The organism is Vibrio celticus (assembly GCF_024347335.1).
GTDB classification, from domain to species: domain Bacteria; phylum Pseudomonadota; class Gammaproteobacteria; order Enterobacterales; family Vibrionaceae; genus Vibrio; species Vibrio celticus.
Genome location: NZ_AP025463.1, coordinates 2,232,545 through 2,247,567 on the forward strand (window position 1 = coordinate 2,232,545; position 15,023 = coordinate 2,247,567).

Consider the following 15,023-nt stretch of genomic DNA (forward strand, 5'->3'; position numbering starts at 1 on the left):
CACTAGTGCGATAATTTGCGCTGTGGGAGTTTTTCTCCGAGAACACGTCCAAACCCTCTCAATTGTTAAATTTCTGATAAAAACAACACCTCATACAAACCTGTAGCACATCTATAATACCCCACCAAAACATCACCACCATTTATAAAAATAATGACAAATCAAAAAGCAAACGATTGCATTGTTGTGCAAAATCAACAAATGACATTAGACCACCTGTTTTTCAGAGACTTTCACCTCTGCTCATATTGATAAATGTAAAGGATACGTGTAAAACTCGTCGCGAAATATTAATCCAATGGTACATCGTACATTGGTGAGTAGTTCTGGGATTTTTATATTTAGTAGCACAGAGGTTATGGAAGTGTTAAAAGAAAAGAGTTTACTAAGCAACATCGGCATTCAAGTCGTTATTGCAATGATCATCGGTACTGTAGTCGGTGCGATGATGGGTGACAGCGCAACTATGTTCGCTCCACTGGGTGCTATCTTCATCAATTTGATCAAGATGCTGGTTATTCCTCTAGTCGCGGTTGCCCTAATTTCAGGTGCTGCAGGTCTAGGTAATAGCTCATCGGCTGGTAAAGTCGGTGTAACAACACTGGGTTACTTTGCACTAACGTCTGCACTTGCTGTAGCACTAGCGCTTGTAATGGGTGAAGTGTTCGAACCCGGTCGTGGTATCGATGTTTCTGGCGTTGAAGGTATGTTCTCTTCAGAATACGCTGCGAAAGGCGAACTTCCAACGTTCTGGGCAACCATCACTGGCATGATCCCTACCAACGTTTTCCAATCACTGAATGAAGCAAACATTCTGCAAATTCTCGTTTTCTGCTTATTCTTTGGTATTGCGATTTCTAAACAAGCAAAAGAGAAACGTGACCCTATCATCAACGGTGTAAATGCTATCGTTGACGCTATGGTATGGATGATCAACAAAGTTATGATCATTGCACCACTTGGCGTATTCGGCCTAATGGCTGAAGCAGTAGGTACGTTTGGTTTTGGCGCGCTTATGGTCGTGTTCAAGCTGTTCATTGTTTACATCGCTGCGATTCTTATCTTCGGCTTTGTTGCTTACCCACTGATGATTCAAATCTTCACTAAGACTTCAGCTAAGAAGTTCCTAGTGGCAATGAAGAAGCCTCAAGCGGTTGCACTATCAACAGCATCTTCAATGGCGACACTACCAGTAACAATGGAAACGGTAGAGAAAGAACTTGGCGTTCGCAACTCTACGGCTTCATTCGTTCTGCCACTTGGTGCGACAATCAACATGTCTGGTAATGCAATTTACTACGGCCTAGTTGCTATCTTCTTTGCACAGCTGTTCAACATCGACCTTTCTATGGGCGCTTACGTTGCTATCATCGTAACGTCGACTCTAGGCGCAGTTGGTCAAGCGGGTGTTCCAGGTCCTTCTTTCCTAGTGGTTGCGGTTCTTCTAGCGGCTGGTATCCCTATCGAAGGTCTACCTCTGTTGTTCGCTCTAGACCGTATCTTCGACATGATCCGTACTGCTCTGAACATCACTGGTGATGCAGCATGTGCAGTTATCGTTGACTCTCTAATTGAAGACGAAGCGAAAGAAGCTGAGCTACAAAAACAGCAAGCGTAATATTAAGCGCTAAGTTGGTGGTGACTTGAATTGACACCACCAGCATAAACTAGAAAATCCGAGCGCCTTACAGCCCTCGGATTTTTGTTTTTAGTGTTCTAATTTTTAGGCGTTAGACGAATTACAAATCAGCCCCGTAGATATCAAACGTAAAGTACTTAGCAGCGATCTTGTCGTAAGTACCGTTTGCTCTGATCTCTTCAATCGCGGCATTGAATTGTTTCGCCAATTTTGAATCCTGCTTTCTTAGTGCTAACGCCGTACCTTCGCCAATGTAAGCTTTATCGGTTACTGCTTTGCCTTTGAATTCAAAGCCCTCACCTTCTTTCTTATCTAAGAAAGCCAATGATAGTTGATCTGAGTTGCCGAAGGTTAGATCTAGACGGCCGTTTTTCAGATCCAGATACACTTCATCTTGCCCTGTGTAACGCTTAATGTTGGCAACACTGCCAAACTTGTCGGTTACGTAGCGATCGTGAATCGTACCTTGCTGAACACCGATGGTTTTGCCCGCTAAGCCTGCCTGATCGACGCTGAACTCCGCGCTTTTAACAGCAACAAATACGGCTGGTGTTTGGTAGTACTTATCAGTAAATAAGATCTTACGCTTACGATCTTCAGTAATACGCATCGAAGCCATAATCACATCTGACTTTCTTGCCAACAAACTTGGAATTAGAGAATCCCAGCTTTGTGAAACCCAAGTACAATCGAGTTTAGCTTGCTCACACAAGGCATCAGCTATCTCAATATCAAACCCGACAGGCACACCGTCGCTGTTTTTATAGTTGAATGGCGGATACGTAAAGTCCGACGCCAAACGGATTTCTTTCGCCTGTACCGTTGTACCAAGTAAAGCGGCCGCACAAGCGAGTCCTAGTATTATCTTTTTCATCATTGCCATCCTAGATATGATCTTTATCGAGTTGAGATTGAGTTTCTTTATGTTGAGCTTGTTGAATTTGTTTGCCTTGTTGACTCTGTTCTAATTCGGTTTGGTAACGTGTTAGTGACGTTATCACTTCTAGCATGCTCTCTTGGCTACCAATACTGATTCGAACACAGTTACGTAAAGCAGGTTCATGGTTTTGGTTCCTTGTCACAATGCCATCCTTCGCCAAGACACTGAACACTTCGTGCCCAGCTTTTTGACGCAGCAAAATGAAGTTTGTCGATGAAGGGTAAACAGACTCGATGAAATCAAACTGCGTTAACTCACAAGCAAACCAGTTACGCAGCTCAACCAGATTCTGCGTCGCGTCTTGCATCACTGAGACTCGTTCATCAGACAAAGCGTCTAGCACGATTTGCGATGAGCAATCTGGCATCGGATACGGTGGAATCAGCTTCGCGACATACTGCATCACATTTTGACTCGCTAGGATAAAACCACAGCGAACCGCAGCCAATCCAAATGCCTTAGACAAGGTGCGAATCACAACCAAGTGCGGATAACGCTCAATAAGGCTAACGGCTGACGTTTGTGGTTCAAATTCGATATACGCTTCATCGACGACCACTAGCGACTTCCCAATCGTGCCTTCCAGTACCTGAATCAAATCCGATTTAGGAATCACATTACCCGTTGGGTTGTTTGGTGAGCAAAGAAACACGATATTCGCCAGTTCTGCCTTATTCACGATATCAGCGACATCAAGACTGAAATCTTCCTGCAACGGAGAGTCCAAGGTATCGATCGCCAATGCATCAGCGCAAAACTCATACATCGCATACGTTGGAGAGCAGATAAGTATGTTGTCGCTCGCCGGTTTACAGAATGTTCTGATCAGCAAATCAATCGCTTCATCTGCACCACGAACAGCAACAGTCGAGGCATCAGTGCCACAGTAATCTTGGTAAGCCTTAGCAATATCTTGTGGTAAGAAGTCTGGGTATCGGTTGTGGCTTGCTTCTCCTAGAAACAGCGAGCTTTCCAATTCATTGGCGTTTAACCAGACACGTCCATCACCACCAATTCTTCTTGCCGATTGATAAGGTATTAATTTTTTTACAGCCTGAGGCACTAAGCTATCAATAAAAGATGTCAAGAAGCTATCCCTTTCACAAAATCACAATGTCTTCATCATTGCCTTCATATTCAAAAAATGTGACTTATACACATATTGAATCACAAATGATGATTAAGTATTTACATTCAAACAGAACACTATTGATAAATGAATCGAAATAATCACATAATAGCCATGATAAAAAGTCATAGGTAAAGATATGAATCGCACACTTCCTTCTACCAAAACCTTACTCGCGTTCTTGTCGACGGCAAGGCATCTCAACTTTACACGCGCGGCACATGAGCTCAATGTTACGCAGGGTGCAGTGAGCCGTCAGGTATTGTCGTTTGAAGAAAGCCTTAGCTGTGATCTCTTCTATCGCCATGCTCGTGGGTTGTCTTTAACGCCGAAAGGAGAAGAACTGGTTCCCCTGATACAAGGAACGATTCATCAGCTGCAATCGGCTCTAAATCAAGTGGCTAGCTCTCCCTCTAAGATCAAACTCAACGCACCGAGCTGTATTACCTCTTGGTTACTACCTAAGTTGATGTCTTTTCAGCAAGCCTATCCCGAAATTGATGTCGAACTCACGTCGACCATCAAGCACGTCTTCGAACCAAGCTTTGATCCGTTTGACGCCGTAATTACCTATGGTAAGAAGCCAAACCAACAATCGATTGTCAGCCAATTATTGTTTAACGAGCAGCTAGCGCCCGTTTGCCAAGCACAAAGCATTACGCAGAGCCATCTTGTCAACGACGCGTCGACCATCATCAAGCCACACAAGCTTGCCCAATACACTTGGCTACACGCCAACAACGAGCAAAGTGATTGGCGACTTTGGTTAGAACACATAGGCAGCCACGACCTTTCAAGCAAGAACAACCAACAATTCGCGACACTCGATCAAGCGATGAACGCCGCCATTCAAGGGTTTGGTATTGCCATTGGCGACATCACGCTGGCCAAGCAAGATATTGATTTGGGTAGATTGGTGAAAGTGAGCGAAGGCAGTGTCTTCTCTGGAAATGGTTACTTCTTGCTGCAACCCAAGAATCGACAAAATACATCCTTATCTACGCTGGTTGATTGGCTGGTCGATTAGCGGCATCACCGTTGAAAGGCTCACACTATAAGCGGTAGTAGAGCGTCATAATGAGAATTTTACCGTTCTCAAAATGAAACTATTTGAGGTCTGTTTCGTATTGATTGTCAGAGAATAGAACGTACCTTCCTTTAACTATTTGAAAAGAAGTTCAATTCTATTTAGTCGGGTATTTATTCTGTTCAGTTGGAGAAAATGGCATTCGAATTGCTTTGTCATAGATAACCCAACCAATATACAGCAGGTTGCAACAGTTTCACTGCAGCTTGTCACGGAGGATAGGCTATGACCTTACAAAGACATACGTATTACGGCTTGATTCACCATGGAATTAAAACATTATTAATGGACAGAATTGGCCACTTCACAGAGCGTGAATATCACGAGTATCTCGACCTAACGACAGGTAAATCGACGTGTTTTGCCATGAGCGAACAAGAACTCGAAAACACCTTAGACAGCTTGAAAAGCGAAGGTTATCTTGAAGACATCAAGAAGCTGATACCTCGCTACCAAACCTCGTCAATGCGATAACCTGTTAAAACTCGTAAAACACGATGAGCGGTTAGATTGAATTAATTGGCACCCAATTGTCTCGGGCTATTTAGCATCGAGACAGTTTTCGTTAGACTGTCATCAACTCAACTAACTGGATAGTCAGTGTCTCATGAAACAAATTCTTGATTTCATTCCTCTCATTATTTTCTTTGCGCTTTATAAGATGTACGACATCTATACCGCGACCGGTGCTTTGATCGTTGCCTCTGCAGTTCAAATTATTATGACGTACTTCATCTACAAGAAAGTCGAAAAAATGCAGGTCATCACCTTTCTAATGGTTGCCGTATTTGGTGGCATGACCATCTTCTTGCACGATGACAACTTCATTAAATGGAAAGTCACCATCGTTTACGCACTGTTTGCTATTGGTCTGACCGTCAGTCACATCATGGGCAAATCAGCGATTAAAGGTATGTTAGGCAAAGAGATCACACTGCCTGATTCGGTATGGGGCAAGATCAACTGGGCTTGGACTCTGTTCTTCACATTGTGCGCAATCCTCAATGTTTACGTTGCTTTCAACCTGCCTTTGGATGTGTGGGTCAACTTCAAAGTATTTGGCTTACTGATCGCTACTTTTGCATTTACCTTGCTAACGGGTGTTTATATCTACAGGCATTTACCAAAAGACCAGCATCTACAAAAAGATCAGCAGAAAGAGTTAACGGATAAAAATACCGACGAGAAGTAACCCTTAGGGATGAGTCCTCATCCCCTTTTTGATACAATTATTATCAATATGCGATTTAACAGTGGCCAATGATACTTGTGATCATTGGCCACTGATTGTTTGTGTTCGTTGAATACGTTAAAAAACGACCACCGCGAGTCCCGCAAACACATCTATTTAAATTTAAAACAATCAATACCATTAAGAGTACAACAATGACTATTCAATCAACTTTGAACCCGATTGGTTCTTTACTTCTTCGCACTTTGGCGATGCCCTCTGATACCAATGCAGCAGGTCAAATATTCGGTGGTTGGATAATGTCTCAACTGGATCTGGCTGGCGGAATATTGGCTAAAGAGATCTCTAACGGCAAGATAGTCACGGTTTCAGTATCGAGTATCGAGTTCAAACAGCCGGTTTCAGTGGGTGATGTTGTGTGTGTTTATGGTGACTGCACTAAGATTGGTCGCAGCTCGATGAATATCGACTTAGAAGTATGGGTTAAGCCTGTACTTGACCACGGTATCGGTGACCGCTACAAGGTGTGTGGCGCGACATTCAACTACGTTGCGGTTGATGAAAGTGGTAAGCCTCGCCCAATCAATAAATAGTACTTTCGACAGCCCTATCGCACTGAAAGGTCTTTAGCCATTTCGATTAAAAATGCTAAAGACCTTCTCACTCTCCCGCACCATTTCACAATTTCTTATCATTAGCTCTTCCAATACCAATTAGTTCGCGTAAATTAGCAAGATAGCGAATTTAAACGCCCTCAATTTAGTGAAGTAAAATAAGGATATCTCAATATGTGGTACGTGATTTTTTCTCAAGACGTCGAAAATTCATTAGAAAAACGCCTAAGTGTTCGCCCACAACATCTAGAACGCCTACAAACACTTCACGATGAAGGCCGACTGTTAACAGCGGGTCCAATGCCAGCTATTGACTCAGATAACCCTGGCGAAGCGGGCTTTACAGGTTCAACTGTGATTGCTGAATTTAACTCTTTGGAAGATGCACAAGCATGGGCAGACGCTGACCCGTACATTGATGCTGGCGTTTACCAAAATGTGATTGTAAAACCATTCAAGAAAGTATTTTAACGTGAAAAAATGGATTATTGGCTCACTGGCAGCGGTTCTGCTTGCAGGCTGTGCTTCAAGCGAGCAAGACAAACAAAGACAGCTTGAAATGATGGCACAACACCGTGCTGGCGTTTTATCTGCAGGCCTGCCGATTGAGTATGGCCCACTGTCGGTCATGCGTGTGCTTGCGAAAAACACCGTGATTGAGATCATGATGATTTACAACCAAGATGCAAAAGGTGCTAAGCCTTTAAACCAAGTTGTCGATATGAGTGTGAATAGCTACTGCACCAACTCAGAAGTAAGAGCAAACCTAGACATGGGCTTGGCTTACAACATCAAGATTCGCAACACTCGCGGACAATTGATGGTTGAGAAGCTGATCAGCAAAGATACTTGCCAGAGCAGCAGCTAGATTCGAACAAGCATCACACAGAAAGGCCTCGCATTTGCGAGGCCTTTTTTGTAGTTCATCGTGGATTAGCGGGTAATCAAACCCTAGTATTAGTTATGCTCAAGCTTCTGCGGCTTCCCACTCTTTACGCAGTGTCTTAGTCGCCGAAACTAAGTTAGTTAGTGCGGCTTCTGTCTCTGCCCAGTTGCGTGTCTTTAACCCACAATCTGGGTTCGCCCACAAACGTTCTGCTGGGATTTTTTCTGCCGCTTTCTTAAGTAAACCCACAATCCACTCTTCTGAAGGAATGTTCGGCGAGTGAATATCGTAAACACCGGGGCCAATCGCATTCGGGTAGTTGAACTCTTCAAACGCTTTCAGCAGTTCCATGTTCGAACGAGAAGTCTCAATGGTAATCACATCGGCATCTAGCGCAGCCACTGAATCAATGATCTCGTTGAACTCGCTGTAACACATGTGTGTGTGGATCTGAGTCTCTGGCTTGGCACTCGCTGCTGAAATCTTAAAGGCATCCACTGCCCACTCTAAATATTCGGCATGGTCACGCTTTTTCAGTGGCAAACCTTCGCGAATAGCAGGCTCATCAATTTGAATAATGTTAATACCTGCGTCTTGCAAATCCGACACCTCATCGCGCAGCGCAAACGCCAATTGATTGGAGATCTCTTTACGCGAGATATCTTCACGTGGGAATGTCCAACATAAGATAGTGACTGGGCCTGTCAGCATCCCTTTCATCTGCTTCGAGGTCAGAGATTGGGCATAGGTCGACCATTCCACCGTCATTGGTTTTTCTCGTTCAATATCCGCGACCACAATCGCCGGCTTCACGCAGCGTGAGCCATAGCTTTGTACCCAACCAAACTTAGTGGTTTGAAAGCCTGCTAGGTTTTCTGCGAAGTACTCCACCATGTCGTTACGTTCAGCTTCGCCATGAACAAGCACATCCAAATCCAGTGCTTCTTGACGTTTAACGGCATCCGCAATATGGCCTTTCAATGCAGTGTTATATTCCGCTTCACTCAGTTTGCCAGTGCGGTAAGCGCTACGTTGAACACGGATCTCGCCTGTCTGTGGGAACGAACCAATGGTTGTAGTTGGCAGTAACGGTAAACCCAACACCTCAGACTGGTGCGCGGCACGTTCTGCGTATCGAGCAGTGCGCTCTGCTAGCGCTTTAGTAATCGTGCTAAGACGAGCTTGAACTTGTGGCTTGTTCACATGAGTCGCGCTCTTGCGTGCAACGATAGGTTGGCTGTAAGTCTCACACGCTAAAATGGCATTTTGGTCGCCGTCTAACGCGGCACCCAATAAGCTCACCTCGGTCACTTTCTGTTTTGCAAAGGCAAACCAACTCTTCACTTCTTCGCTAAGCGTCTCTTCTAACTCAAGGTCGACCGGGCTATGCAGCAGTGAACATGAACTTGCGACCCATAGTTTATCGCCTAGCTTTTCTTTCACAGGTTGCAGTAACTCAATCTGAGAAGCTAAGTCTGCTCGCCAAACATTGCGTCCATTGATTGCACCCGCAGAAAGTACCCAATCTTCCGGTAACTTATTCACCACTTCATCGAGTTGCTGCGGTGCGGCAGCCAAATCGATGTGTAAGCCGTTGACGGGCAGTTCCACGATCTTGTCTAACGTATCAGTCACAGAATCAAAGTAAGTGGTAAGCAGCAGTTTCACATCGCCTTGAATCACTTGATAAGCCAACTTGAATGAATCAGACCACCGTTTTTCAAGTTCCAGAGAAAGGATAGGTTCGTCGATTTGCACCCACTCAACACCTAACTTGGAAAGTTTAGCCAGAATCGCTTGGTAAGCAGTAAGCAAACGCGGCAACAAGGTTAAACGGTCAAAGCCCTCTTCCACTTCTTTGCCTAGATATAAGTAAGACAGCGGGCCGAGAAGAACTGGCTTAACTTTGTGTCCTGCTTTAATCGCTTCATTTACTTCATCGAACAGCTGCGGCCAGCTCACTTCAAAGGTGTCGTCTTTACTGAACTCAGGAACAATGTAGTGGTAGTTAGTGTTGAACCACTTCGTCATATCTGATGCTGCTGCACCATCTTTAGCGCTTTCAGAGCTATGCTTAGCGCCACAACAAGTTGGCTGCCTTTGAGATTGTATTTGAGTTTGAGATTGACCGCGACCAACGCGGAACAAGGTATCTAAGTCTGGGAAGGCTTTTTCGTCTTCGCTACCACCTGCGTGTCGCTTAGGTATATGGCCTAAAAGTAACGTCGTTGTTAGAACATGGTCGTACCATGCGAAGTCACCCGCAGTTGCAAAGCTTAGATTCGCGTCGGCTTGTACATTCCAGTTACGATTTCTCAATTCGCTGCCGAGCTGCTTGAGCTCAGATTGACCAATCTCGCCGCGCCAGTACTTCTCTAGTGTGAATTTGAGTTCACGTTTTTCGCCGATACGTGGGTAGCCAAGAATATGCGTTGTTGTCGTCATGAGCCTGTTCCTTATTCGATAATTTTAATTTCCGGTCAGACTGCCTGTCATGGTTTTTACTTTTACAAAAAGGCGTCTGGATGGCTAAACTAGCCACCTAATCTGAACGATGAACAACGTCCAAATATTCATCTTGTTTATTAAAAATATTCATCTTGAACAGACCGAAGATGAACAAACCAAATCCATCTGGACATCTAGACGTTTACAAATGATAAAAAACCCCGTAGGGTGATTATTAAGAAATATTGAATTGGCTTAGGGAATATGAGGAATACTCATGATAGAGCTTAAACACCTTCGAACATTGACTACCTTAAGAGACAGCGGCTCACTAACCGCGACTGCAACCTCTCTTCACCTGACTCAGTCGGCACTGTCTCACCAGTTGAAAGACCTAGAGGCACGTATTGATGGTCAGCTTTTCCTGCGTAAAACTAGGCCAGTGAAATTCACCTCTGAGGGTGAGATCTTGCTTAAGCTCGCAGATGAGATACAGCCAAGAATCGCTAAAGCAGAGAATGAGTTGGCGAGCCTGAAAGAGGATGTGAATGGTCGATTGCACATGGCGATTGAGTGTCACTCATGCTTCCAATGGCTAATGCCCGCTTTGAAGGAATATCAAGTTGCATGGCCAAGCGTGACCCTAGATTTCTCGTCAGGTTTTGGTTTTGAACCGCTACCGGCATTAATGGCTGGTGAATTGGACTTGGTGATCACCTCAGATATACAGCCTCGTTCTGAAGTTCACTACGAACCGCTGTTCGATTTTGAGATGCGCCTTATCACCGCGATCAACTCGCCTTTGGCCGATAAAGCGAGCATTGATCCGCAAGATCTTAGCGATCTCACCATGCTCTCATATCCAGTTCAAAAACAGCGTTTAGACGTCGTGAAACACTTTTTGCAACCAGCAGGTGTGGAACCAAAGAAATGGAAACAAGCAGACAACACCTTGATGTTGGTGCAAATGGTATCAGCGGGTTTAGGGGTCGCGGCATTACCAAACTGGGCGATCAGTGAGTTCTCAAGACAAGGTTTGATAGCCAGTAAGCCGCTAGGTAAAGGGCTTTCAAGAAGACTGTTTGCAGCGGTAAGAAACTCAGAAAAAGACAAACGTTACCTGCAGGCTTTCTTTAGCACAGCAAGACAGCAAAGTAAGAGTCACTTAGATGGCATTGAGGTTGTTTAAGAGATTCATTATTGGGCTAGCTTAAGCCTGTGTTAAATCGGATAGGCAAACGCCAGAAACTAAAAAGTCACAGATAATCTGTGACTTTTTAGTTTCAGTACCGATGATTTTCGATATCTGTTGATTCGCGAAAATAGACTATCTTGGATAAGACTTAAACTGGTTAGTCAATGGGTCGTATTGATAGCCAAGCATATCCAGCTTACCCACGACACCTTCTATATCCATTTCATACATACTGATCAGCTCTTCAAAGCTATCGCACTCTAGGCGAAGTTTTTCATTCACGATTCCCAGCAAGATAATGCTATCGAAACCTTTGACGTTGCTTAAATCCATCTCGTACTCCTTACGAACACACCGACTAGAATTAAGTTTAGAACGCTTACCAACGCCATGCTAAAAAACTGATCACACTTCTTAAAGAGAATACGTGATTAATGAGCGTACGTAATTAATGAAAGTGCGCGATTAAAGTGCCCACACTGGCGTTAAACCCACAGCTGCCGCCAATAACATCAGTAACGAAATTGTCAGTTGCAGTTTTTCCGGGGTTTTAACGAACAATAAATGCCAACACCAAACCACGATAGCGGAGATTAACAAAGCAAAGCTGAACAGTAGCGTTGAAATCACAGGCTCTAATTGAGCTTCAGAAAGAGAATAAACACTCACGACTGTCGCCAAAACCACTAACATACCCGTCAGCACACCAACAACGGGCAGAACTCGGTGAAATGCCTGTAAGCGTGTTCTTGCAATCGTCAGCAATAAATGTCCAAACGCTGAGCCTAACAGTGCCACTAGCAATACAGTAGTGATAATGCCAACAGTAGTTGCTTGTTCCGTCGCTTGAATAGCCACGTAAGACAATGCCAAACCACAAGCTAAGTACATCACCCAAATAGGGCCAGAATCGCGTGTCTTCTTGGTTTGGACTTGAGAATAGAAGTAAAAGATCGCAAACACGACCAGAAAGGCTTCAATTTTTACTGAAGCGACGGCAAGCCACAGCACGCCAATCGCAGGCAACATCTTGTGGATACGGCCACGCTGCCCTGGACAAATATCCCCTTTCACCAAGATAAGGGTTAAGATCAGTTGGGCTCCTAAAAGCATCGGAGCAAATTGTACTAATAACGTTTCGACCATTGTGGATCTACTTCTTCAGACTTATTTTCGCGAATAATATCAAAAACTGCTGCGAACACTAATCAAAATCACAAATTAGCGACGTTACTCAGGGCTTCAACTATGCTGTTGTATGGCTCTTTTGTCGCCATTTACCGTAAAAAGACGAAAGACACCAGAACTAACAGGGGCATGTTCTACTGGCTAGTCTAGGCTCATGCCGCTATAATTCCCGCCTCAAAAATCAGAGGTTGAAATATGTACAGCGATATCACTCCTATACACGAACACAAAAAATACTGGGCCGAGTGCTACGGAACAGCACCCTTTTTGCCTACCAGTAGAAAGGAGATGGATGCTCTTGGATGGGATAGCTGTGACATTATTATTGTAACTGGTGACGCGTATGTCGATCACCCGAGCTTTGGTATGGCTATCATCGGCCGTCTGCTTGAAGCTCAAGGTTTCCGCGTGGGCATTATTGCTCAACCAAAGTGGGACAATAAAGATGCCTTCATGAAGCTAGGTAAACCTAACTTATTCTTCGGCATCACAGCGGGTAACATGGACTCCATGATCAACCGCTACACCTCTGATCGCAAATTACGTCACGATGATGCTTACACACCGAACAATGAAGGTGGCAAGCGTCCTGACCGTGCAACTCTGGTTTACTCTCAACGCTGTCGTGAAGCTTACAAAGGCACGCCAATCGTGCTTGGTGGTATTGAAGCGAGCTTACGTCGTGTGGCTCACTACGATTACTGGTCAGATAAAGTTCGTCGCTCTGTATTGTTTGATGCAAAAGCAGACATTCTTCTTTTTGGTAACGCTGAGCGTGCACTAGTTGAAGTAGCACACCGCATTGCTGATGGTGAAGACATGTCTACGCTGACCAATATCCGCGGTACTGCTATCAATCTTCCTGTGGCCCCAGAGGGCTTCAAGATCATTGACTCTTCTCGTATCGAAAAGCCGAACAAAGCGTACGTTCCGGTGAACCCGTACGAAGTTGAAACCCAGTGTGATACCAAGAAAGACGAAAAAGAAGAAGTAAAAGCACAGCCGATTACGATTCGTCCTTCTCGTCACGATGCAAAAACAACAGCAGTTCGTATCCCAGGCTACGAAAAGCTAAACAATGACCGTATTCTTTACGCTCACGCTAGCCGTATTCTGCACCTTGAGACAAACCCGTACTCAGGTCGTGCTCTGATTCAACGTCACGGTGATCGCGAACTTTGGGTTAACCAAGCGCCAATTCCATTGACCACAGAAGAGATGGACTACGTGTTTGGCCTTGCTTATAAGCGTGTTCCACACCCTATGTACGGCAAAGCGAAAATCCCAGCATACGACATGATCAAAACCTCGGTTAACATCATGCGTGGTTGTTTTGGTGGTTGTTCTTTCTGTTCAATCACAGAGCACGAAGGTCGTATCATTCAGAACCGTTCGAAAGAATCTATCTTGGATGAGATCGAAGACATTAAAGATAAAGTACCAGGCTTCACAGGTACTATTTCTGACTTGGGCGGCCCAACGGCGAACATGTACCGTTTAGGTTGTTCAGATCCAAAAGCTGAAATTAACTGTCGTCGCCCATCATGTGTGTTCCCGAAAATCTGTGAAAAGCTAAACACAGACCATCAACACACCATTGACCTGTACCGCTCTGCGAGAAAAGTACCGGGCGTTAAGAAGATCATGATCGCTTCTGGTGTACGTTACGACTTAGCGATTGAATCTCCAGAATACGTTCGTGAGCTCGTGACTCACCACGTTGGTGGTTACTTGAAGATTGCTCCAGAGCATACTGAAAAAGGCCCACTGGACCTGATGATGAAGCCGGGCATGGGCACTTACGATCGTTTCAAAGAGATGTTCGAGAAGTACAGCGCTGAAGCCGGTAAGAAACAGTATCTAATTCCTTACTTCATCTCTGCTCACCCGGGCACAGAAGATGAAGACATGCTTAACCTTGCAATGTGGCTGAAAAAGCACAACTACGAGTGTGACCAAGTACAGAACTTCTACCCATCGCCAATGTGTAACGCAACGTCGATGTACTACTCAGAGACTAACCCTCTGAAGCGCGTGAAATACAAAAAACGTGAAGATGTTCCAGTGCCTAAAGGCGATCGTCAACGTCGTCTGCATAAAGCATTGCTTCGTTACCACGATCCAGAAAACTGGAAGATCATCCGTGAAGCACTGATCAGCATGGGTAAAAAGCACCTAATTGGTGACAAAGCGAACTGCTTAGTGCCAGAAGAAGATTTTGAGGCTCAAACACCAGCACAGCGTCGTAAGTCTGGTCGTCATGGTTCACAACGTTTCGCAACTAAGCACAGTAAAGCTCAACCGGGTCTTGGTGGCGAAAGCCCACGTAACCATTCTAAGCCTAGTGGCAATAAGCCTAAACCGGGTGGTAAGAAGCCAACAGGTAGCCAAAACAACGGCAACCAGGGCAACGGAAAGCAGAACGGTAATGGTAATAAACCAGCGACTGGCTTCATCAAAAAAGCCCCTGCTAGTCAGCAATCTCAAGGCAATGGCGGCGGGAATGGCAAGCCAAACCGTAGCAAAGCGGGTAATGGTCAAGGTGGTAAACCTGCAAGTAACGGAAAGAATCGCCAGCGCGCAACACAGCGTTAATATAGCGACCCCATTTACTTGGTTATCATAAAAATACAAAGCGCAGCTATTTAGCTGCGCTTTTTTGTGTCTGTTACCGATCACTAACCCAAGGTTTCACTTGGCTAATT

At 44.8% G+C, this 15,023-nt stretch carries 14 protein-coding genes; 9 read left to right on the forward strand and 5 right to left on the reverse strand.

Annotated elements, in window-relative coordinates; genetic code table 11:
* Nucleotides 1–298: 298 nt before the first annotated feature.
* Entirely contained in the window at nt 299–1,618 is a 1,320-nt protein-coding gene (locus OCV19_RS10055) for a dicarboxylate/amino acid:cation symporter (protein ID WP_306345535.1), read from the forward strand.
* A 121-nt stretch (nt 1,619–1,739) separates the two neighbouring features.
* Here the strand turns inward: OCV19_RS10055 and OCV19_RS10060 are convergent, their stop codons facing one another.
* Both OCV19_RS10060 and hisC read right to left on the reverse strand, forming a co-directional pair.
* Nucleotides 1,740–2,513: an ABC transporter substrate-binding protein gene (locus tag OCV19_RS10060; protein WP_065675515.1), complete on the reverse strand. Its 774-nt coding sequence runs from the start codon at nt 2,511–2,513 to the stop codon at nt 1,740–1,742.
* 10 nt (nt 2,514–2,523) lie between these two features.
* Complete coding sequence (hisC, locus tag OCV19_RS10065) at nt 2,524–3,666, reverse strand: histidinol-phosphate transaminase (RefSeq protein ID WP_065675490.1); 1,143 nt, start codon at nt 3,664–3,666, stop codon at nt 2,524–2,526.
* Between the two features lie 181 nt (nt 3,667–3,847).
* On the opposite strand from hisC, the gene OCV19_RS10070 reads away from it, so the two are divergent.
* From OCV19_RS10070 to OCV19_RS10095, 6 genes are all read left to right on the forward strand, one after another.
* Nucleotides 3,848–4,735, forward strand: a complete 888-nt coding sequence (locus tag OCV19_RS10070) for a LysR substrate-binding domain-containing protein (RefSeq protein ID WP_065675491.1) — start codon at nt 3,848–3,850, stop codon at nt 4,733–4,735.
* 285 nt (nt 4,736–5,020) lie between these two features.
* Nucleotides 5,021–5,269 (forward strand): hypothetical protein, encoded by a 249-nt coding sequence (locus OCV19_RS10075; protein WP_017069991.1) that lies wholly within the window; start codon nt 5,021–5,023, stop codon nt 5,267–5,269.
* 133 nt (nt 5,270–5,402) lie between these two features.
* Nucleotides 5,403–5,987 carry a septation protein A gene (locus OCV19_RS10080; protein WP_065675492.1) on the forward strand — a complete coding sequence of 195 codons (585 nt, stop codon included), beginning with the start codon at nt 5,403–5,405 and terminating at the stop codon, nt 5,985–5,987.
* 194 nt (nt 5,988–6,181) lie between these two features.
* Nucleotides 6,182–6,580 carry an acyl-CoA thioester hydrolase YciA gene (gene yciA / locus OCV19_RS10085; protein ID WP_017061510.1) on the forward strand — a complete coding sequence of 133 codons (399 nt, stop codon included), beginning with the start codon at nt 6,182–6,184 and terminating at the stop codon, nt 6,578–6,580.
* Between the two features lie 195 nt (nt 6,581–6,775).
* The gene (locus OCV19_RS10090; RefSeq protein ID WP_004741234.1) at nt 6,776–7,072 is read left to right on the forward strand and encodes a YciI family protein; all 297 of its coding nucleotides are present in this window, start codon (nt 6,776–6,778) and stop codon (nt 7,070–7,072) included.
* A 1-nt stretch (nt 7,073) separates the two neighbouring features.
* Nucleotides 7,074–7,469, forward strand: coding sequence for a GspS/AspS pilotin family protein (locus OCV19_RS10095; RefSeq protein ID WP_017105190.1), 396 nt, complete (start codon nt 7,074–7,076; stop codon nt 7,467–7,469).
* Between the two features lie 99 nt (nt 7,470–7,568).
* Here OCV19_RS10095 and metE read toward each other — a convergent pair whose 3' ends face one another.
* The gene (metE, locus tag OCV19_RS10100) at nt 7,569–9,932 is read right to left on the reverse strand and encodes a 5-methyltetrahydropteroyltriglutamate--homocysteine S-methyltransferase (RefSeq protein ID WP_065675493.1); all 2,364 of its coding nucleotides are present in this window, start codon (nt 9,930–9,932) and stop codon (nt 7,569–7,571) included.
* A 280-nt stretch (nt 9,933–10,212) separates the two neighbouring features.
* On the opposite strand from metE, the gene OCV19_RS10105 reads away from it, so the two are divergent.
* Nucleotides 10,213–11,124 carry a LysR substrate-binding domain-containing protein gene (locus OCV19_RS10105; RefSeq protein ID WP_065675494.1) on the forward strand — a complete coding sequence of 304 codons (912 nt, stop codon included), beginning with the start codon at nt 10,213–10,215 and terminating at the stop codon, nt 11,122–11,124.
* A 138-nt stretch (nt 11,125–11,262) separates the two neighbouring features.
* On the opposite strand, the gene OCV19_RS10110 is transcribed toward OCV19_RS10105, so the two are convergent.
* On the reverse strand, nt 11,263–11,463 hold the full coding sequence (locus OCV19_RS10110; RefSeq protein ID WP_065675495.1) for a DUF4250 domain-containing protein: 201 nt from the start codon (nt 11,461–11,463) through the stop codon (nt 11,263–11,265).
* Nucleotides 11,464–11,595: 132 nt separating this feature from the next.
* Entirely contained in the window at nt 11,596–12,276 is a 681-nt protein-coding gene (locus OCV19_RS10115; protein ID WP_017069996.1) for a hypothetical protein, read from the reverse strand.
* Nucleotides 12,277–12,606: 330 nt separating this feature from the next.
* On the opposite strand from OCV19_RS10115, the gene OCV19_RS10120 reads away from it, so the two are divergent.
* Nucleotides 12,607–14,913, forward strand: a complete 2,307-nt coding sequence (locus OCV19_RS10120; protein WP_065675496.1) for a YgiQ family radical SAM protein — start codon at nt 12,607–12,609, stop codon at nt 14,911–14,913.
* Nucleotides 14,914–15,023: the final 110 nt, after the last annotated feature.

Excerpts from the sequence above, each read along its gene's own strand:
- OCV19_RS10120 (WP_065675496.1), top strand. The coding sequence starts at position 12,607 with ATGGATGCTCTTGGATGGGATAGCTGTGACATTATTATTGTAACTGGT.
- OCV19_RS10080 (WP_065675492.1), top strand. The coding sequence starts at position 5,403 with ATGAAACAAATTCTTGATTTCATTCCTCTCATTATTTTCTTTGCGCTT.
- OCV19_RS10110 (WP_065675495.1), bottom strand. The coding sequence starts at position 11,463 with ATGGATTTAAGCAACGTCAAAGGTTTCGATAGCATTATCTTGCTGGGA.
- OCV19_RS10115 (WP_017069996.1), bottom strand. The coding sequence starts at position 12,276 with ATGGTCGAAACGTTATTAGTACAATTTGCTCCGATGCTTTTAGGAGCC.
- OCV19_RS10060 (WP_065675515.1), bottom strand. The coding sequence starts at position 2,513 with ATGAAAAAGATAATACTAGGACTCGCTTGTGCGGCCGCTTTACTTGGT.
- OCV19_RS10075 (WP_017069991.1), top strand. The coding sequence starts at position 5,021 with ATGACCTTACAAAGACATACGTATTACGGCTTGATTCACCATGGAATT.
- OCV19_RS10105 (WP_065675494.1), top strand. The coding sequence starts at position 10,213 with ATGATAGAGCTTAAACACCTTCGAACATTGACTACCTTAAGAGACAGC.
- OCV19_RS10055 (WP_306345535.1), top strand. The coding sequence starts at position 299 with ATGGTACATCGTACATTGGTGAGTAGTTCTGGGATTTTTATATTTAGT.
- yciA (WP_017061510.1), top strand. The coding sequence starts at position 6,182 with ATGACTATTCAATCAACTTTGAACCCGATTGGTTCTTTACTTCTTCGC.
- OCV19_RS10070 (WP_065675491.1), top strand. The coding sequence starts at position 3,848 with ATGAATCGCACACTTCCTTCTACCAAAACCTTACTCGCGTTCTTGTCG.
- OCV19_RS10090 (WP_004741234.1), top strand. The coding sequence starts at position 6,776 with ATGTGGTACGTGATTTTTTCTCAAGACGTCGAAAATTCATTAGAAAAA.
- metE (WP_065675493.1), bottom strand. The coding sequence starts at position 9,932 with ATGACGACAACAACGCATATTCTTGGCTACCCACGTATCGGCGAAAAA.